The organism is Bacillus pretiosus, from assembly GCF_051294775.1.
Taxonomy (GTDB): Bacteria; Bacillota; Bacilli; order Bacillales; family Bacillaceae_G; genus Bacillus_A; species Bacillus_A wiedmannii.
Genome location: NZ_JBPPHF010000005.1, coordinates 1 through 17,433, shown reverse-complemented (window position 1 = coordinate 17,433; position 17,433 = coordinate 1). Strand labels below are relative to the sequence as shown.

The following is a 17,433-nucleotide window of genomic DNA, read 5'->3' as shown; positions in this document are numbered from 1 at the left end:
AAAGATTGATAGTATTTTATACACACTATCAACTTATTTAGATGTAAGATCAAATTTATTAGATTAAGCGCTTGAAAAACAAGTACAGTTGATGAGATAGCCTTAAACGACAATTCCCAACAAGAACAATGTACATTGACTATGATAATTTAGACCGAATTTTGTGAAACAGTATACAACACAAAGGGAAGAGGCGATAAACATGCAGTCAACGGAAGCGCATATGAAGGAAAAACAACGTAGAGAAAAAATAGAAATTATATTTAGTCACATGGTAAAAGGAGAGAGTTATTTTCACGGCTCTTCCTATCAATGGAAAAACATTGTATATCAAAATTATAATAGAATACAAAAAAAAGAGTTGGAAGTTGAACAACTCATTTCGAAAATGGAAAAAGCAGGGGTTCGTTTTACGCAGCACCGTTCACTCATACACTATCCCGTCATTGATTTTGTAAAATATATAGCTAAGATTTATAAGGAGCCCCTCGAAATACAATAATCATATTTAAAATAAACCTTTTATAAAGGTTTATTTTCGAAGATTTTTAACTAAAACCCCAAAAATAATCTTAATATTCTTTTTATTCACAATATTATTGATTTTTGTTATAATATCAACCATAACGTATTATATTCGCTTGTATATCTTCATATTTTGGGAATTTTATTACACAAAAAGACAACTCTTAATTGGAGTTGTCTTTTATTTTTTTCGATATACATAATACTATTCTGATGCAAAAACTTCAAGATTCTTACAACCAGAGAAAAAGTAGGATTTCTCATAGTAGCGATGCTACTTTATTTCCTCATATTCCTTCATTATTTTAGAAAACGTGTTTTTCTTTAGCTCCAACATTTGCATAAACATGATAGCTGTTATTTCTCCACTTTTCCATTTAGAATAAGTTTCTACTATTATATGCATTTGTTGTTTGCTTAGGGTTGAAAGGTTTACCTGAGGACGTCCTAAATGTTTCCCTTGAGATTTAGCTACAGCAATTCCCTCCGCTTGTCTCTGATGAATTTTTTTACGTTCTTGATCTGCAACATAGGAAAGCAAAGATAAAAATTGATCTTCAATCAACCGACCCATGTCACACATTTCACGAAACTTACGGCTATCGAATAAAGTTTCATTTTCTAACAGGGGTATGTATAGCAATGGAACAGGATAAAGCAACAAGCATTAATGGACATCAAGTCATTCAAAATGGCTATTTTATGTCCACTAATATACGAAATAACCCTTAAAATGAATGTCCGCTAGTGTTTGTTGCGTGATTTTGTTCCATTGCTACACATACCCCATATACGTCAATGATTATCATAAAGAAATAGTGAGCTTAATGTCGTTTCTTCACCTTGACATTTATTACAAAAAATGTTATTATTAAAATTAATTATTTTTGTTCGGTGTAAAGGATTTGTAACTTTTCACCTTTATGATCACTGAGAGCAAGGATAGTATTACATTGTGTGTGTTTACACACTAGGAGGCAATACAAATGGAAAAAGGTAATGTAAAATGGTTTAATGGCGAAAAAGGCTTCGGATTCATCGAACGTGAAGGTGGAGACGATGTATTCGTTCATTTCTCAGCGATTCAAGGCGAAGGTTACAAAACTTTAGAAGAAGGTCAAGCAGTGACTTTTGATTTGGAGCAAGGTCAACGTGGACCTCAAGCTTCAAACGTACGTAAAGCTGCTTAATTTTACAAAGTGGGGAAGGCAGGCTCTTTGATGGGAGTCTGCTTTTCTTTTTTCTGTGAAACAAACCCCCCCCACTCGTAAAGGACATGAAAACAGTAAATCAAATGGTTAACCAAGTCTAGCATATAATTACGGATTATCCTAATTTAATTTTTGAGCTACTCAACTTCTAAGCCTTTTTTCTAGCATAAAAGTACCCCCTAAATAAAAATTCGCTTTCTCTACAGTTAGTTATTTTGAGAAGTCAGCTCATTTTTTGTTTTGGGGGTGTTTACATTCCTTAAGTTGATGGGCATGGGTTCACTCATACACTATCCCGTCATTGATTTGTTAAATATATAGCTAAGGTTTATAAGGAAACCATTGAAATACAATAACCATGATTATATTTTAAAAATAAATAATTATATTCAAAGAAAACCTTTACAAAAAGTTTATTTTTGAACATTGTTAACAAAAATCCCAAAAGCTCATTCAAATATTTTTTTATTCAAAATACTATTCGTTTTTGTTATAATAATAACCATAACGTATTATATTCGTTTTTATATCTTCAGATTTTTTAAAATTTATTACACAAAAAGACAGCTCTTAATTAGAGTTGTCTTTTATTTTTCTCGATATATAATACTGTTCTGGTGCAAAAACTCCAGGATTCTTACAGCCAGGGAAAAGTTGGATTTTTCATAGGAAAGATGCTACTTTTTTCTCTCATATTCCTTCATTATTTTATAAAACGTATTTTTCTTTAGCTCTAACATTTCCATAAATATAATAGCTGTTATTCCCCACTTTTCCATTTAGAATAAGTTTCTTCTATATTAATTATGATAATAGATGGTTTTAATGCTACTGTTAGTTCAACCTTACTTATTTTGCGGTCTATGACAACTACCCTGTCACTACCCTATTTAGTAAGAAAGAAGATTTAGAGAAAGCTAAAAAGTACTATGATGAGCCTGGAAACTCAGCTCCAATAATATTCTTTCCTATATATGCTAAAGGCGATTTCCTTTAACAGATAAATGTTGATATAAAAACTAAAGAGTTTAATACATATAAAGAAGTTATGGATAAAACCATTAAGCAGGCTAATGAATGCACTTTCATTTTGCGGAAAATATGATAAAATTGTATTTGGACAGAAGTCCAATACATATTATTAAAAGTAAAGTGGTTCAAGTCGGAGGAAGGCACCTTAGGGTGTCTTTTCTTTATGAAAAAATCCCCACACAAGGTGCAGGGATTTTATGCTAGGAATATATAAAACTAATTATTTAATATATAGCGAAGTACGCCACGTATCTCTTGGATAGTTTATTGAAGTCTTTTGATATTCAAAAGTCCCTTCTTGATGCTTTGATGCATCCCATTTATATTCCCAACCTACAATAGGATTACCACCAATTATTTGTGAACCAATACTTTTCACATCAAATCCATTCATTTTCGCAAAAGGAAACTGGCCATACCCTATTTCTTTTGTGTAAACATATAAGTAACTTCCCCCATGATCTTTAGTTGTACTAAAACTATTAGGATTAATGTATTCAACCCCACCCAATTGTGACTCTACTTTCACTACACTTAAAGAAGTTAGAGGTGCCGCTGGTCCTGCAGATGCCTCCGATGCCATTCCTAAACCAACTACCGATGCCATTGCTAATGATGATATCCCTAATATAACTTTTTTAAACATATAAACATCCCCTTCTTTTATATAGGTACAAGTTTGATATTAACAGAATTTTATAAGGATAATCATTATTTTGAAATTGTTAACAAATTATACTTTTTTAGATATGTAATTTAGCATATTGATTGACATGTATAATAATATATCCGTTGCTTTCAATATAAAAAACTCCTTAATGGGATAACGTCCCATCGCCATCAAGCTAAGGTTTTGAAGTACCCCCTAAATGAAAATTCTCTTTCTCTACAGTTAGTTATCTTGAGAAATCAGCTCATTTTTTTGTTTTTTGGGTGTATACATTTCTTAAATTGATGGACATGTATGGTGAGGCCTTATACAGGATTTTTAATCAAACTTTTTACAAACGGTACAACTTACTTTAAAATCACACTAATATAAATTAAAAGTAAACTGTCTAAAAAAGGGAAAATATTTTAAGGAGTTGATGTTTAAAGGACTAAATAAAAAACTTTGCGATATTTTTCGCAAAGTTTTTGTAATAATACATATTACAATAGTAATTTTCGTATTTCTTCTGTACTTAGACCTGTGAATTTTGCAATGTCTTCTAATGGCATACCATTTTTATGCATACCACGAATTAATTGAATTTTCCCTTTCTCAATACCTTTTTCAATGCCTTCCTCTAAGCCATCTTCTCGAGCATGTGCTAACTTAGCTTGCTCATCTAGAAGTAACTTTTCACGAGCTTCATAAGCTGTTCGGAAAGAAGAGTCATGGCTCATATTTTCCCACTTATTCATCGCTTTTTGTAAAATTGGATCTTGATTCATTGCAATCTCCTCCAATGTTTGAGTTAAATGTTCATCTTCATGTGCTGATAATAGTAACATCCAGCGAACAAATACATTTTCCCATGGATTTACTTTTTCTTCATGCCATTGTTTGACCAATTTTGGAATTTCTACAAAATGAATTTCAATATCATCACTTAGTATCTGTTTCTTTTTGGGATTCCATAATTGTCCTACGGTATGAAATGAATCATCCTGCGAGAATAATATAAAATCTAATAAGTTAATGGTAATTGTTTTGCGTAGCGAACGATACGGCATCCCTTCTTGCATTTGGGACGTATAGAGTTTACTCCAGTAATATAAAGATCGCTTGACCATATCATGTGTATTTCGAAGCTGTATCTCTATATTCACTTGCGTGCCATTGTCTAATGTTGCTAATAAGTCTAATATGGATAACTTATCATCTTCATAAGATTTATGAAGATGTGGATCTTCTAGTTGTAGAGATACAATAGGTACATCTAAAGATTCTTCTAGGATAGCGTTTAGAAATCCAGTTAAAATCTCTTCGTTCCGAATAACTGTTTAAAAGCGAAATCAATACGTAAATTTACTAATTTTGTGGACATGGGTTTCCTCTCCCTGTCTTTCTATTCTTCTTACTATTTTATAATGTAATTCTTTATATAAGCAAATTCATCTTTTTCAGTTTATTTATTTTTTCGTATGTATCGGTAAAGCGTAGCCTGACTAATACCTGTCATGTTTACAATTTCTTGTATGCTATATTCTTTAGAATCATATAACTTTAATGCCCTTTGAATGAAGCTATCCTTAACACGAGGACGTCCACCCACTCTCCCCCTCGCTCTTGCACTTTCAAGTCCCTCTTGAGTACGTTGAGAAATTAAGTCTCTTTCAAACTGGCTGAATGCTTGAAATACTGTTAACATCAATTTCCCTTGAGGTGTATTAGTATCAAATTGCTCTTTGATACTAATTAGCTTAACTCCCTTATTCTCAAAAAAATCAACAAGTTCAATTAAATCTTTGGTACTTCTTCCTAATCTAGAAAAGCTTTCAACAACTAATGTATCACCTGGTCTAATTTTATCTTTTAATCGAGTAAGCTCTGGACGATCACTTTTCGTACCTGTTATTTTTTCAGTTAAAATTTCAGTACAGTTATAATTTTGAAGCATGTCTAGTTGACGAATCAAATCTTGTTGTTGAGTACTTACCCTTGCGTAGCCATAAATGTATGAATTCATGAAATCACCTAACCTTTACAAGATAATTTTATCATAAAGGGGGGTTAAAATTAATATGATTTTGATAATAGTTTTGATAACGTAGTTAAGCGATTTGTAAAGATTAAATTTTGTTCGTTTTATGATTATCAAAAACCATCGTTTTTGAAAAAAATATAAATAATAAATCTAATAATTATGTACTTTGTAATAGGTAAGAGTTTATGATAAAAATAGGAAATATCCAAAAAAACACACGAGGGGCGTTGATTAAGATTTTTTTTAAAGACTTTAACTACAAAAATGAAGGTGATTATTTATATCCAGTTGAGTATTATCAATTTCGCCAAGCAAGCACACATAATACATTCAAAGTTAAACTATTATGTTTTGATGATCGTTATGATTTCCATTTAACAATTGATAATGAAGCTATCCCTTCAAAGTATAGACTTGTAACAAGCATCTCCTTTGAAATTTATGAAGAATTTGGATTTGAGCCTTATGATTTTAGTTCTAAACACGCTACTCTACAAAGGGCAATTGATATGGCAAGTGCAATTGGAAAGAAATATTGTGAAAATCCAATTAATCAATAATAAGTAAAGACCGGATATTATATCCGGTCTTTTTTGTATTTGCTGTATGTTAAGCTGATTTTTCTGTTAAATTATCACAATTATTAATGCGTCTTTTAAATTTGAGGTTAAGGACTCAAATTTAAAAGAAAAAGAGAACCCAAATGGATTCTCTTTTCTTGGCATATTTACAACATGGAGAATACTGAGACAACTCTTTCAAAACTTTATTAGGGGAAAGTTTTAAAAAATTCTCTTATAACAATACTTACATAAATGTAATATATAGTAAATTGATACAATCAATACTGACTATTCTTAATTATCAAAAATAAACCATCACCATACTAATGTGGTTAGATATCCAGTACTTCATGAAACATTAATAGAAATTGAAATTACTCTTCGTCTATCTCGTATTCACTAAGATATTAATAATTGGATGTATCTGTTTATGACATACCTGATATGTTTTCACTGTTCCTTGATTAATACTTCTCACAATACGAGCTCTTTTCAATTTTGCAAGGTGTTGAGAAGTAGTGGCTTGGGGAATTTTCAACATATGATATAGTTCGGTCACAGTACAACCACCTCTTCGTATTAGTTCCTGAAGTAATTGAAGTCGGACAGGGTGTGCAATATTTCTAAGTACATCCGCTTGTTCTTCATATATATGAAAATCATTCATTTTGGTTTATCCTCCATATTTTTTCTCTTTCCTTTTAAATGTCTCTGCATATTTTTGAAATGTTGTTCTTTTTTGCCATTAAAATATCCCTTCAAGTATAGTGTAACATTCCACATTAAGAATGTAGTCTTTTTACACTGTCTACTTAAAAGGGATAATACCAACTAATATTACCTTACTTGCACCAGCTTTAAGCAATAAATTTCTCACGGTTTCAAATGATAACTTTTAGTATGTACATTATAATTATTTTTTATGAAAACCTTGTGTAATTCGATCTAATATAATTGCAATTACTACAATAGCAAGGCCTGCTTCAAAGCCCATACCTATATTAACTTGTGTAACCGACCGATAAACGTCTACGCCAAGACCTGGTGCACCGACAAGAGATGCAGTGACAACCATTGATAGAGAAAGCATAATACTCTGATTTACACCAGCCATGATTGTTCCAGTTGCAAGTGGAAGCTGTACTTTGAATAGTTTCTGTGACGATGTTGAACCAAAGGCATTAGCTGCTTCAATTAAATCTTCTGGTACTTGCCTAATCCCTAACTCAGTAAAGCGAATAGTAGGTGGCATTGCAAAAATAACAGATGCAATAATACCTGGTACTACTCCAACACCAAAGAATGTAATTGCCGGAATAAGATAAACAAATGCAGGCATTGTTTGCATAAAATCAAGAGTTGGTTTTAAAAATTTGGAAAACCTTTCGTTCTGAGATGCCAAAATCCCAATTGGTATACCTATAATGATAGAGATAATAACAGACGTCAAGACAAGCGCTAGTGTTTGCATGGTCTGTTCCCAATAGTTAACGTTAAGGATAAACAGAAATCCAATTAAAGAAAATACTATAAGTGAAATTTTACGGGAGGTGTACCAAACTAATAGGCATGTGATTGTGATAAAAATAATGGCTGGGATAAATATTAATAGATTTGTTAATAAATCAACAAATCCTCCGATAATAAAAGAAAATCCTTTGAAAAACCCTTCGAAATGCTGATACAAACTTGTAACAAGTGTATCAACCCATTCTCCTAAAGGAATACGTGGAATACTATTCATTATCATTCACCTCATCCTCTACATTTCCTGCTAAAGCTTGAATAATACTTTCACGCTTTATTATCCCTCGTAATCTATGTTTATCATCTAGAACAGGAAGAGGTAACTTTGCCTTAACCATTTTTATATACATTTCTTCTAATAGAGTATCTAAATAAACAGGAGGAATGTCTGTTACTAATAAATCTGCTATCGGAACCTGTCTTTTAACAGCTTTACTAGCATTATCAGCAGTTAAGACACCTAAAAACTCATGTTTCTTATTCACTACATATACGCTAGAAACACTAGCATTTTTCATGATTTGGAGTGCAACACGTGGACCGCGATCAATTAATAAGGTTTCCGGTCTTTTCATAATGGATTCAGAGGTTAAAACTTTTCCTAAATTTACATCAGCAACAAATTGCTCTACAAATTCATTTGCAGGACTCACCATAATTTCCTCTGGTGTTCCAATTTGAACAATTTCTCCGTCTTTCATTAAAGCAATACGATCACCAATTCGGAGTGCTTCATCTAGATCGTGTGTAATAAAAATAATCGTTTTTTTCATTTTATCTTGCAGTTCTAATAATTCATTTTGCATTTCTTTTCGAATAATCGGATCTAAAGCACTAAATGATTCATCCATCAGTAGGACATCTGGATTATTTGTTAGTGCTCTTGCGATACCAACACGCTGCTGCATACCACCGCTAAGTTGTTCCGGATAACTATCTTTATTGTTTTCTAGACCTACTAATTTTAGAGATTCTAACGCTTTTGTTTCTCGTTCTTCTTTTGATACTTTTTGTATTTCTAAACCATATGCAACATTTTGTAAAACCGTTCGATGAGGGAATAAGGCGAATTTTTGAAATACCATACTCATTTTGTTTCTTCTTACTTTTCGAAGAGATTCTTTTCCCATTGTTGCGATATCTTCACCATCAATATATATATGGCCAGAAGTCGGTTTGATTAACTGATTTAACATACGAACAAGTGTAGATTTCCCACTACCGGATAATCCCATAATGACAAATATTTCACCAGCATAAACATCGAATATTGCCTGGTTCACGCCAATATTCATACCAGTTTCTTTTAATATATCAGCTTTGCTTTTTCCCTCTTCTAGTAAAGCGATTCCTTTAGAAGGATTCTTTCCAAATACTTTTGTAACGTTTTCAACACGTAATTTCGTTTCTTTCATTCTTTCACTCCTTTTCTTTGACTCTATACAAATACTGTAACTATTTTTAAACCAAATAGTACATTACAATCGTTCATCAAAGACTTTTTTTTATTTTTTTGTTAAGCTAGTAATAGTTAGTTTATATTATTGATAGTTATAATTATAAAATATTTATTTATAATTATAAAGTATTTAGCTTTACTGAAATAATTTTCTGCGTTAATTAAAGAAGAAATATCTAATCATAGAGACTAGGAGGAGCTTGATGAAGAAAAAAATATGGCTTCTGTGCATACTATTATTAATTAGTATAATTACTACTTCTTGTAGTGGTGTGAACAGTAATGCAAAGGGCAAAATCAAAATTGGTGTAACGAGTTGGAAAGAAAACATAGCTACCGCAAATATGTGGAAAGTATTACTTGAGCAAAAGGGCTATAAAGTTGAATTGTTATATTTAGAAAAGGCAGCTGTTTGGACCGGAGTAGCACGAGGAGATGTGGATGCCAACTTAGAGGTCTGGTTACCAATTACTGATAAGCCATTATATGAAAAATATAAGGATGATGTTGAAATAAAATCAGCGTGGTATAAAGGTACTGGTCTTGGTTTAGTTGTTCCTTCATACATGACAGATATCAATAGTATTGAGGATTTGAATATAAATAAGGATAAATTCAACAATAAAATCATTGGTATTGAACCTGGCAGCAGTTTAATGGGCTTAACAGATAAAGCGATACACAAATATGGGATAGAGCTAAATCTTGTTCAATCTTCAGAAGCCGCTATGATGAGTGAATTAAAAAAAGCATATAGTCAAAAGAAACCCATTGCAGTAACATTATGGAATCCACATTGGGCTTTTTCAGAGTTTGATCTTAAATATTTAAAAGATCCTAAAAAGGTGTATGGAGAAAAAGATGATATTTATTACTCTGTTCGTAAAGGATTTGAAAAAGATTATCCAGAGCTTATAAAGTATTTTAATAACTGGAACATGACCGATGAGCAACTCGGAACGTTGATGACCATGATTAATGAATCGAATGACCCTGAACAGGCCGCTGAAAAATGGATAAAAAAGAATAAAAAATTAGTAGATGCATGGATGAAAAAGTAATCATTTATGGGGTACGGCAACCATTCCTTCTTTTTGGAACCACTCGTAAATACAAAGAAAGAGAAGTGATGTTTTCATATAATCATTTCTCTTTCTTTTGATTAGCCTGCCTTTTCATTTGGAGGAAGCGATACAGTTATATCAAATTCAATATCTGGTGGACGGCGATTTGAATCTAATCTATATTTTCCAAATCGGTTCACATGAAATGTTACATACGGACTTAAATCAGATAATACGTCCGCATCAATTTTATTGCCTTCTTGGATATATTCATGAAGAATTTGTGTTAGTTGAAATACATTATAAAAAATTAAACAATCCGCAACTAGATGGGGTTCGACCGAGATACGTGTAAAAATAGGTCATAGGCTTACTCTTATTTCCAGGTGCAATTTATGGATCTTATAAATATAGTTTCGTCTATTTTTATTAAGTAATTTGTCTATTATGGGTTAGCCCTAATCATTCATTGGTTAGTTACTGAAAACACTTAATTTCAATTGTGTGATTAGGTTGTATGATAATAGATTCAAAAATAAAAAAGAAAAAGCTGGATCAATGAAATAACCGTGTCTAACTTTTAGGGGTGCAGTTCACAATGCCAGCTTTTTTAACAATTATACTTACCCATAAATATAAAATATTATCTTTGATTTTGTTTTTCCCTTTCACCTACAACCCAAGCTAATAATAAAATAGAGCTAGTTGCTAACAATGCTGTAAAAATTCCCATTAAACATTTCTCCTTTTTACAAACAGAATTAACCATATTATACCACATCCGTAAGAGACTAAACTGTAACAACAAGGAACATTTATGTTGCAAATATCAAGCGAAAATAAAGTTTGGTAAAAAATGTATCACTATAACCTATTTTTACACGTATCTCGGCTGTACCCTTAATTCAAATTTTATATCTTTATCACACTATCCCAAAAGGTATCAAAATGTACTAATTCCTCTTATCACTGTGGGGTGTTTAATTTTTTATATACAATCTGGTACATGAAATTATATGAATCAAGTTATTCCTTTGTATTTCTTTTAAAATTCTTATAGCCTTCTATATGAATCTTATGGTATTATAAAGATAGAAAATTTGTTTCCATTGTTTATACTCTATTGTACGTAGCGTGAAGGACAAACCTTACGCCCTGTTAACTCGGGCGAGGTTTGTCCTTTTTTTATTTTAAGGAGGAATTTACTATGAAAAAAGTCTACAAAATTGGAGCAGTTTTTACAACTTTATGCGTTGCTTGTATCGCGATCTTTACTTTAACTAAAAATGAATCAGTCAAAACAGAAACTATAACACCAGAAAAAACAATTGTATCTGCTGCAAATGTAAAAGAAGCACCTGAAAATTTAAAAGATATTTCAAAAGAAGAATTAAAGCAAAAAATACAATCCCATGAAGAGTTCATTGCGTATTACTATCAACCTACCTGTCATTATTGTAAAAAGGCTGCGCCAGATATCAATAGTATGTCAAAAAAACATGATAGAACCATCTATCGTATTGATATCTCTACACCAGAAAATCAAAGTGCCTTTCAAGAGTACGACATTCCGGGTACTCCAGTTATTGTAGCTTATAACAGAGGTGAAGAAGTTGAACGTCTAGAAGGAGCTGTTTCAGCTGCTACATATGATGGATTCTTTGCAAGACGTAATTCGAGCGCTAGCTAGTATAGTGCTCGTTTTTCTTTGTAAGAAAGGAGAATTAACATGCAACAAAACGCCCGTATTCATTCTTTAGACATAATAAGAGGTATCGCCATACTATGTATCCTTTTTGCGAATCTACCCACTATGACGGGACTAGATCCCTTTAATCAGGCAGGTTACACCGGTACAGATAAAGCGATTCGTTTTTTAGTAGATTTGTTTATACAAGCAAAGTTCTACACTATTTTCGCATTCTTATTTGGAGTAGGATTTTATATCTTTATGAAAAATACAGAAGCAAAAGGATATCCTATGTATAAGCTATTTACCCGGAGACTGTGTATTTTACTAGTCTTCGGTTTACTCCACTTCACCTTTCTATGGTTTGGAGATATTCTACATGCGTATGCTATAGCTGGATTTATTCTTTTATTCTTTTATAAGCGATCTACTAAGCTTATTTTTATAGCTGGTTGTAGTTTCCTAATGGTTAGTTATGTATTACATATTATTGTATTTTTACGAGCAAGTTCTTCTATTCCTGAAGTGCCAACTTACTATCAATATATGTTTACAGGCAACTCTACCAATCACACGGTAAATCTATTTACACATTATTTGCAACAAGTAAAAGCGCGTCTATTCTTTCTGATGACAGAGGAATCCCAACAACTACTAATAGGAATTCCGGAATATATAGGCTTATTTTTAATAGGGTTATGGGCTGGTAAGAAAAATATTTTTAAAAGGGTACCGGAATTAATAAAGAAAATTAGATTTTTACAGTGGATTTCGTTATGCATTTCATGTCTTCTCTCTTGTCCTATTATCTACTACTTTATAAAAACGGATGTTTATTACTCTCAGGATGTACAACTATGGATTCTATTTGGAGGGAAAACGCTAGCTATATTCTATATTTGTACTCTACTTAGAGCTTGTGAGAATAAAAAATATATAGAGTGGCTGCAACCCTTTATGAACGTAGGTAAGTATGCTTTAACGAATTACATTAGCCAAAGCATACTAACTCTTGTCATTCTTTCGTTGTACTTTAAAGATGTCTCACACGTATATTACTGGCAACTATGTATTTTCGGGCTTTTAATTATATTTGTACAAATTATATTCAGCAAGATTTGGAATAAATATTTCCGTTATGGCCCTATTGAATGGGTATGGAGAAAAGGAGTTTACAAGAAATAGGGGCACTATATCATTCTGATCCTATTAGCAATAAATAAAAAAGTGCAAAATCTTTCAACAGATTTCGCACCAAAAACAGATAAAAGATACAATCACTAGAAACATAGGAGAGTGTTTCATCATTCATTACAAACCATATATTTACAGTTTTGTGTTGGAATTTAAAATTATGTAAATATTCATCATTTTATTTTGTGCTTTCTTTTCATTTAAGTTATACTAAACTACAAAGAAACAACTCTCCTTTAGGCCGTCAATCATTATGCTAACAAAACACACACCAAAAAAACCAATTCCCGTGTAATGGAATTGGTTTTTTTGGTGCAATTCAGTCAATACAGCAACTTGAACCCACATTTTCAAATGTAGTCCTATTAATATTACCATAAATTTAAAGTTCATAAAGATAAAAAAACTGAACCACTAGTAAATTGCACGAATCCGTTGCTTTTTCATCAAGAAATCTGGAGTATAACAACAATTAAGTTCATACTAGCATGAACAACAAATGATAATAGTAACCTATTGGTACGCACATATACTAAAGCTAGTATAACTCCAATTAGAAAATATCCAAATATAAATGAAAAATCAAAATGCATGATAGAAAAGAACAATGAGCTTATTAATATGCTCCAAGTTTGCTTAAACTTGGACATTAAAATGTTTATGGCCGCGTAACGAAAAACAAACTCCTCTACTAACGGTGCAAGAAGAACAATTGAAACAAGTGCCACAGGAGATATTGCTGCAGCAGCGACTGTACTAGACGTATTTGCTGATTGCGTAGTTAACTGAAATATACTCTTATCTAACATACTACCAACCATCTGTGCAAGAAATATTGAAATGATTCCAAATGAAATCCATACGAATGAATTTCTTGATAATTTAATCGATAACTTCGGATCATTCATTAATTCTTTATTATATATAAGAAAAATGATTATTAGTGTAAGTGAAAATCCAATTAGTTCCCAATGCACGAGAAGTTGTTGGATTGCTTGCTGTTGGTTTCCCTGAATATCATACCAGCCTGTCTTCACTAGCAATTGCACTCCTATAATTCCAACAAATTGAGTCATTATAAAATAGATGAGTATGATATAACCTGATTTATGTATGCTATTATTCATGTTATGATATTCGCCTTTCACTTCTATTTACATTTTTATTGTATATATATTGATTATATGATAATAAAACAAACGTTTGCTAACAAACGCATTTAGGCTGCTTGCAGGTGCTTTAACCCTATCTCTAACGCGCCTGTTCCTCCAAAACCCTGATTAAATAAAAGTGGGACATCATACTTCTTTGCGTATTCTTTTGCTACATCAATAGACACATGACCACATGCACCTTTCTGTACTACAATAACATCACATTTTTTTATGACACTACGAAACGTTTTCTTTACACCACCATGATTTTTTCCATCATGAAAAATCACCTGACAATCTCTTTTTTTCGCTAATTTCTCTAATGTTCTACCATTTGAACCACCTAAAACTAGAATTGTACTCATTTCCATTCACTCTCCACATCTTTATTTTTTTTATATGTACTTGGTGATACCAATAATACGATTGTACAAATGACAATATTCAAAAATACCACACCCACTATTAATACAATTACGAAAACCGGTAACAATAGCATGAAGATAAAAGCACTTACAATCAAGCAGATAAATATAAATCCATTACTCATGTCTTCATACCCATCTAATCCTGTTACAATATCTAAACCATGCATCCAAACTGTAATACTGTCCCAATTGGTAATTAACAAGTATCCACTACCCACTAATAAGGCCCATCCGAATAATGTCCCTAAAAATCCCGATCCTCTACCTGAAGAGTATCCAGCAAAATAGTTTGCTGCTGTTCCAAATAATAATCTCATTGTTTTAACCTCCACATCTATATCATTTCAATAATATATATAAATTTCATTTAACCATGACTTTATTATATAAGAAAATTATGAATATTCAATAAATGTTTTTAGGTACTCTTTAATTTTTTTAAAAGGGCTGTGTTTGTATTTACACAACCCTCATTTTTCAATTAATCAACAGGTACTTCTTCTTGTCCGTGTGGTATTTGTTCAATCGGTGTTACAATTTGCGCATATCGATTTACTTGTATTTTAAATTGACGTGGTTCAAGGAAATTCACTTGTTGAATTTGAACTTCGATGTAGTACGTATCTACTTTTTTTCCACGTTCTATTTTTACAATACGAGCATTGTAAAATTTATCTCCATTTAGAAAATATCGTTGAACAGCTTCTGTAGCAAGCATACGCTCATTACTTGTCATTTTCATTGGCTCGATACCAAATCCAGCCTTTGTAAACAAATAAGGAACATCATAGCTACTATTAGAAATTTTTCGTAGTAAATCTTCTACTGTTTTTGTTTTCGCAATATATTCCTCTTCTTTTGTATCAAATCCCTTTGGTTTATCTCCAAGCATCTCTATCTCATCTTGATTTACTTGTTCTTCCTTCTGCTCTTGTGATTTCATCATGTAACGATGCACAGTATTATAAGCAGCAACACCTAGCACTAGCACAATGATTCCAAGTATCACTATGTACTTTTGCGGAAGATTCGCTAACACATTCATTACTTTCTTCATTTTCCCACATCCTAAATCAGTCTATAACATTACGAATTTGCGTCATATGTTGACCTCTTGCTGTGTAGTTTAGACCTGTAATTTGTACACCTTTATTATCACCAATATGAATCATTTTTTGATTCCCCATATAAATGGCAACATGTCCCGGGTTTTCAAAGAATATAAGATCCCCTGGTTGGGCATGATTAATATCTGGTACTTGTTTACCTTGTCCGACTTGAGCACCTGTCCAATCCCCAAGCTGTACACCTATACTTGTTCTAAAGACATACTGTGTAAATCCTGAGCAATCTGAAGTACCACCTGGTGGATTACGATTTCCTAATACATATCTGACTTTTCCTTGACCTAGCCATTTTTTGGCTTCTGCTAATACCTTTTGTCTTTTGTCATTCGTCATAATAGGAGAACCATCTGATGATAATCCTGGATCATCATTTTTCTTAAAGAATTTCATTGGATCCGTTGGTTGGTCATTAATACGAATTTGGAAGTCTAAATGGACAGCGTATCCATTCATATTAAGTAAACCAGTATCTTTATTATAGTTAGAACCGCCCATCTCCCCAATTATTTGTCCTTTTGTTACCATGGTTCCTGGTGAAACTGATATTTTACTCAAGTGTAAGTAGCGAGATACAATGCCATTTCCATGGTCTACATAAATACCTAAACCACCACCATTTACATTTCCGGTTTGGTTCGTTACAATACCAACTTCCATCGACCACACAGGGTCTCCAGCTTTTCCGGCGGTCATCGCTCCAATATCTACTGCATTATGTTGTTTTCCATTACGAACCGCATCAAATGTATCTGTAATACGACCTGATTTCGTTGGCCATTTCCAACCTTTATCAGAAATCCATTCACCATCTCCAGACGTCACACAACCTAAATTTTTGTAAAATTTAAAAACTTTGGTAACGTAGGTATAATCCCCATAACACGCTCCAACTTTGGTTCGAAAGTTATTAGGATCAGAACAACCACCCGGATTTAAATGTGCCTTACTTCTTGAGAATTCAATGGCTGTTTCCTCTGAATAACCACCTTTTGCTAATGCATAGCTAATGAAACCTGAGCCAAATAGTGATAGGTAAGGATTTGAAGTTATCTTCACCTTTTCCCCCACTTCACACCGTACGTGAGGGTTTCCCCTCATACGGCGTTCCATCTGATTCAATTGACCTAACTTTTATATTAAAGAGAAGATAGGTGCTCGATTCGCAAGTATTCTTAGCTTATCGAACCTTTTCTTCTTTTCTTCTTCTATTTCATAGTTGGCTAAGATGGATTTTGCCTTCTCTGAATCATCATGATGAATTGCGACATGTATATCTTCTAGCACAATTATCAGGTTTTCATAGTCGTCTTTCCCGCCAAATTCCAACGGAATTTTATGGTGGCAGTGCCAACCCATTAGACCTAATTCCTGTTTAGTAATTGCACATCTTCCATACTGTGCTATAAATTTTGAAATACGATTGTCGTTATATTCTACGGTTCGATGATTCATATAAAATCGTTGCACATGTCTAAGTGTTTCTTTATCAATAGCTTTCAAGGTATCATGAATTTCCGCCCTACCTTCTTCGGTATAATTTGAAATAGATTGGGTAAAATTCCTTGCTGATTTATGCTTTTGTGCATGAATCGGGATTAGTACAATATCTTGAATTTTATAGAGTTTCGGATTATAGTTCCGATACCTTTTTCTCAAAGTGGATGACATATCGTGCTTAGTGGCTCTTTTCCAATCTCGCCTCAGTCGGTTATAGAGTGTTCTTATGAGATGGCAACTCATTTGGTCTAAATCTTTATTAATATGGG

At 32.5% G+C, this 17,433-nt stretch carries 15 protein-coding genes and 7 pseudogenes; 7 read left to right on the top strand and 15 right to left on the bottom strand.

Features of this window, described 5'->3' with window-relative positions; all coding sequences use genetic code 11:
• Nucleotides 1-202 precede the first annotated feature (202 nt).
• Complete coding sequence (locus ACSG5Z_RS23265) at nucleotides 203-502, top strand: hypothetical protein (protein WP_222655919.1); 300 nt, start codon at nucleotides 203-205, stop codon at nucleotides 500-502.
• 297 nt (nucleotides 503-799) lie between these two features.
• Here ACSG5Z_RS23265 and ACSG5Z_RS23260 read toward each other — a convergent pair.
• Nucleotides 800-1,159 (bottom strand): annotated as a pseudogene (locus ACSG5Z_RS23260) (recombinase family protein); the annotation flags it as partial.
• 352 nt (nucleotides 1,160-1,511) lie between these two features.
• On the opposite strand from ACSG5Z_RS23260, the gene ACSG5Z_RS23255 reads away from it, so the two are divergent.
• Complete coding sequence (locus ACSG5Z_RS23255) at nucleotides 1,512-1,715, top strand: cold-shock protein (protein ID WP_044784723.1); 204 nt, start codon at nucleotides 1,512-1,514, stop codon at nucleotides 1,713-1,715.
• A gap of 698 nt (nucleotides 1,716-2,413) precedes the next feature.
• Here ACSG5Z_RS23255 and ACSG5Z_RS23250 read toward each other — a convergent pair.
• Nucleotides 2,414-2,535 (bottom strand): annotated as a pseudogene (locus tag ACSG5Z_RS23250) (recombinase family protein); the annotation flags it as partial.
• A gap of 90 nt (nucleotides 2,536-2,625) precedes the next feature.
• Between ACSG5Z_RS23250 and ACSG5Z_RS23245 the strand changes: the two are divergent.
• A pseudogene (locus ACSG5Z_RS23245) lies at nucleotides 2,626-2,841 on the top strand (hypothetical protein); the annotation flags it as partial.
• A 147-nt stretch (nucleotides 2,842-2,988) separates the two neighbouring features.
• On the opposite strand, the gene ACSG5Z_RS23240 reads toward ACSG5Z_RS23245, so the two are convergent.
• From ACSG5Z_RS23240 to ACSG5Z_RS23230, 3 genes and pseudogenes are all read right to left on the bottom strand, one after another.
• Nucleotides 2,989-3,414, bottom strand: coding sequence for a DUF4879 domain-containing protein (locus ACSG5Z_RS23240; RefSeq protein ID WP_064472726.1), 426 nt, complete (start codon nucleotides 3,412-3,414; stop codon nucleotides 2,989-2,991).
• A 506-nt stretch (nucleotides 3,415-3,920) separates the two neighbouring features.
• Nucleotides 3,921-4,801, bottom strand: a pseudogene (locus ACSG5Z_RS23235) (Rpn family recombination-promoting nuclease/putative transposase).
• A gap of 84 nt (nucleotides 4,802-4,885) precedes the next feature.
• Nucleotides 4,886-5,443 (bottom strand): annotated as a pseudogene (locus ACSG5Z_RS23230) (recombinase family protein); the annotation flags it as partial.
• A 203-nt stretch (nucleotides 5,444-5,646) separates the two neighbouring features.
• On the opposite strand from ACSG5Z_RS23230, the gene ACSG5Z_RS23225 reads away from it, so the two are divergent.
• Complete coding sequence (locus ACSG5Z_RS23225; protein ID WP_435712219.1) at nucleotides 5,647-6,021, top strand: hypothetical protein; 375 nt, start codon at nucleotides 5,647-5,649, stop codon at nucleotides 6,019-6,021.
• 388 nt (nucleotides 6,022-6,409) lie between these two features.
• Here the strand turns inward: ACSG5Z_RS23225 and ACSG5Z_RS23220 are convergent, their stop codons facing one another.
• The 3 genes from ACSG5Z_RS23220 to ACSG5Z_RS23210 form a co-directional block, all read right to left on the bottom strand.
• Nucleotides 6,410-6,691 (bottom strand): ArsR/SmtB family transcription factor, encoded by a 282-nt coding sequence (locus tag ACSG5Z_RS23220; protein WP_435712218.1) that lies wholly within the window; start codon nucleotides 6,689-6,691, stop codon nucleotides 6,410-6,412.
• A gap of 246 nt (nucleotides 6,692-6,937) precedes the next feature.
• The gene (locus ACSG5Z_RS23215) at nucleotides 6,938-7,768 is read right to left on the bottom strand and encodes an ABC transporter permease (RefSeq protein ID WP_002144230.1); all 831 of its coding nucleotides are present in this window, start codon (nucleotides 7,766-7,768) and stop codon (nucleotides 6,938-6,940) included.
• A complete protein-coding gene (locus ACSG5Z_RS23210; protein WP_435712217.1) occupies nucleotides 7,761-8,966 on the bottom strand; it encodes a quaternary amine ABC transporter ATP-binding protein in 1,206 nt (401 codons plus the stop codon). Before ACSG5Z_RS23210 ends, ACSG5Z_RS23215 begins: the two co-directional genes overlap by 8 nt.
• Nucleotides 8,967-9,213: 247 nt before the next feature.
• Between ACSG5Z_RS23210 and ACSG5Z_RS23205 the strand changes: the two genes are divergently transcribed.
• The gene (locus ACSG5Z_RS23205) at nucleotides 9,214-10,071 is read left to right on the top strand and encodes a glycine betaine ABC transporter substrate-binding protein (protein ID WP_435712216.1); all 858 of its coding nucleotides are present in this window, start codon (nucleotides 9,214-9,216) and stop codon (nucleotides 10,069-10,071) included.
• A gap of 101 nt (nucleotides 10,072-10,172) precedes the next feature.
• Here ACSG5Z_RS23205 and ACSG5Z_RS23200 read toward each other — a convergent pair.
• Nucleotides 10,173-10,406, bottom strand: a pseudogene (locus tag ACSG5Z_RS23200) (Tn3 family transposase); the annotation flags it as partial.
• A gap of 875 nt (nucleotides 10,407-11,281) precedes the next feature.
• Between ACSG5Z_RS23200 and ACSG5Z_RS23195 the strand changes: the two are divergent.
• Together ACSG5Z_RS23195 and ACSG5Z_RS23190 are read left to right on the top strand one after the other, a co-directional pair.
• Nucleotides 11,282-11,764: a thioredoxin family protein gene (locus ACSG5Z_RS23195; RefSeq protein ID WP_435712215.1), complete on the top strand. Its 483-nt coding sequence runs from the start codon at nucleotides 11,282-11,284 to the stop codon at nucleotides 11,762-11,764.
• Nucleotides 11,765-11,803: 39 nt separating this feature from the next.
• Nucleotides 11,804-12,949 (top strand): DUF418 domain-containing protein, encoded by a 1,146-nt coding sequence (locus ACSG5Z_RS23190; RefSeq protein WP_435712214.1) that lies wholly within the window; start codon nucleotides 11,804-11,806, stop codon nucleotides 12,947-12,949.
• Nucleotides 12,950-13,404: 455 nt separating this feature from the next.
• Here the strand turns inward: ACSG5Z_RS23190 and ACSG5Z_RS23185 are convergent, their stop codons facing one another.
• The 6 genes and pseudogenes from ACSG5Z_RS23185 to ACSG5Z_RS23160 all read right to left on the bottom strand — a co-directional run.
• Nucleotides 13,405-14,085, bottom strand: a complete 681-nt coding sequence (locus ACSG5Z_RS23185; protein WP_435712213.1) for a CPBP family intramembrane glutamic endopeptidase — start codon at nucleotides 14,083-14,085, stop codon at nucleotides 13,405-13,407.
• 92 nt (nucleotides 14,086-14,177) lie between these two features.
• Complete coding sequence (locus ACSG5Z_RS23180) at nucleotides 14,178-14,483, bottom strand: DUF2325 domain-containing protein (protein WP_000426064.1); 306 nt, start codon at nucleotides 14,481-14,483, stop codon at nucleotides 14,178-14,180.
• On the bottom strand, nucleotides 14,474-14,857 hold the full coding sequence (locus ACSG5Z_RS23175; protein ID WP_435712212.1) for a hypothetical protein: 384 nt from the start codon (nucleotides 14,855-14,857) through the stop codon (nucleotides 14,474-14,476). The genes ACSG5Z_RS23180 and ACSG5Z_RS23175 overlap by 10 nt, the downstream gene beginning before the upstream one ends.
• 164 nt (nucleotides 14,858-15,021) lie before the next feature.
• The gene (locus ACSG5Z_RS23170; protein ID WP_435712211.1) at nucleotides 15,022-15,597 is read right to left on the bottom strand and encodes a hypothetical protein; all 576 of its coding nucleotides are present in this window, start codon (nucleotides 15,595-15,597) and stop codon (nucleotides 15,022-15,024) included.
• Between the two features lie 16 nt (nucleotides 15,598-15,613).
• Nucleotides 15,614-16,690: pseudogene (locus tag ACSG5Z_RS23165) on the bottom strand (NlpC/P60 family protein); the annotation flags it as partial.
• Nucleotides 16,691-16,798: 108 nt separating this feature from the next.
• Nucleotides 16,799-17,433 (bottom strand): HNH endonuclease signature motif containing protein (locus tag ACSG5Z_RS23160; protein WP_435712210.1); only part of this gene is annotated, 635 nt, incomplete at its 5' end.

Excerpts from the sequence above, each read along its gene's own strand:
- ACSG5Z_RS23185 (WP_435712213.1), bottom strand. The coding sequence starts at position 14,085 with ATGAATAATAGCATACATAAATCAGGTTATATCATACTCATCTATTTT.
- ACSG5Z_RS23220 (WP_435712218.1), bottom strand. The coding sequence starts at position 6,691 with ATGAATGATTTTCATATATATGAAGAACAAGCGGATGTACTTAGAAAT.
- ACSG5Z_RS23190 (WP_435712214.1), top strand. The coding sequence starts at position 11,804 with ATGCAACAAAACGCCCGTATTCATTCTTTAGACATAATAAGAGGTATC.
- ACSG5Z_RS23215 (WP_002144230.1), bottom strand. The coding sequence starts at position 7,768 with ATGAATAGTATTCCACGTATTCCTTTAGGAGAATGGGTTGATACACTT.
- ACSG5Z_RS23205 (WP_435712216.1), top strand. The coding sequence starts at position 9,214 with ATGAAGAAAAAAATATGGCTTCTGTGCATACTATTATTAATTAGTATA.
- ACSG5Z_RS23180 (WP_000426064.1), bottom strand. The coding sequence starts at position 14,483 with ATGGAAATGAGTACAATTCTAGTTTTAGGTGGTTCAAATGGTAGAACA.
- ACSG5Z_RS23170 (WP_435712211.1), bottom strand. The coding sequence starts at position 15,597 with ATGAAGAAAGTAATGAATGTGTTAGCGAATCTTCCGCAAAAGTACATA.
- ACSG5Z_RS23240 (WP_064472726.1), bottom strand. The coding sequence starts at position 3,414 with ATGTTTAAAAAAGTTATATTAGGGATATCATCATTAGCAATGGCATCG.
- ACSG5Z_RS23265 (WP_222655919.1), top strand. The coding sequence starts at position 203 with ATGCAGTCAACGGAAGCGCATATGAAGGAAAAACAACGTAGAGAAAAA.
- ACSG5Z_RS23195 (WP_435712215.1), top strand. The coding sequence starts at position 11,282 with ATGAAAAAAGTCTACAAAATTGGAGCAGTTTTTACAACTTTATGCGTT.
- ACSG5Z_RS23175 (WP_435712212.1), bottom strand. The coding sequence starts at position 14,857 with ATGAGATTATTATTTGGAACAGCAGCAAACTATTTTGCTGGATACTCT.
- ACSG5Z_RS23225 (WP_435712219.1), top strand. The coding sequence starts at position 5,647 with ATGATAAAAATAGGAAATATCCAAAAAAACACACGAGGGGCGTTGATT.
- ACSG5Z_RS23210 (WP_435712217.1), bottom strand. The coding sequence starts at position 8,966 with ATGAAAGAAACGAAATTACGTGTTGAAAACGTTACAAAAGTATTTGGA.
- ACSG5Z_RS23255 (WP_044784723.1), top strand. The coding sequence starts at position 1,512 with ATGGAAAAAGGTAATGTAAAATGGTTTAATGGCGAAAAAGGCTTCGGA.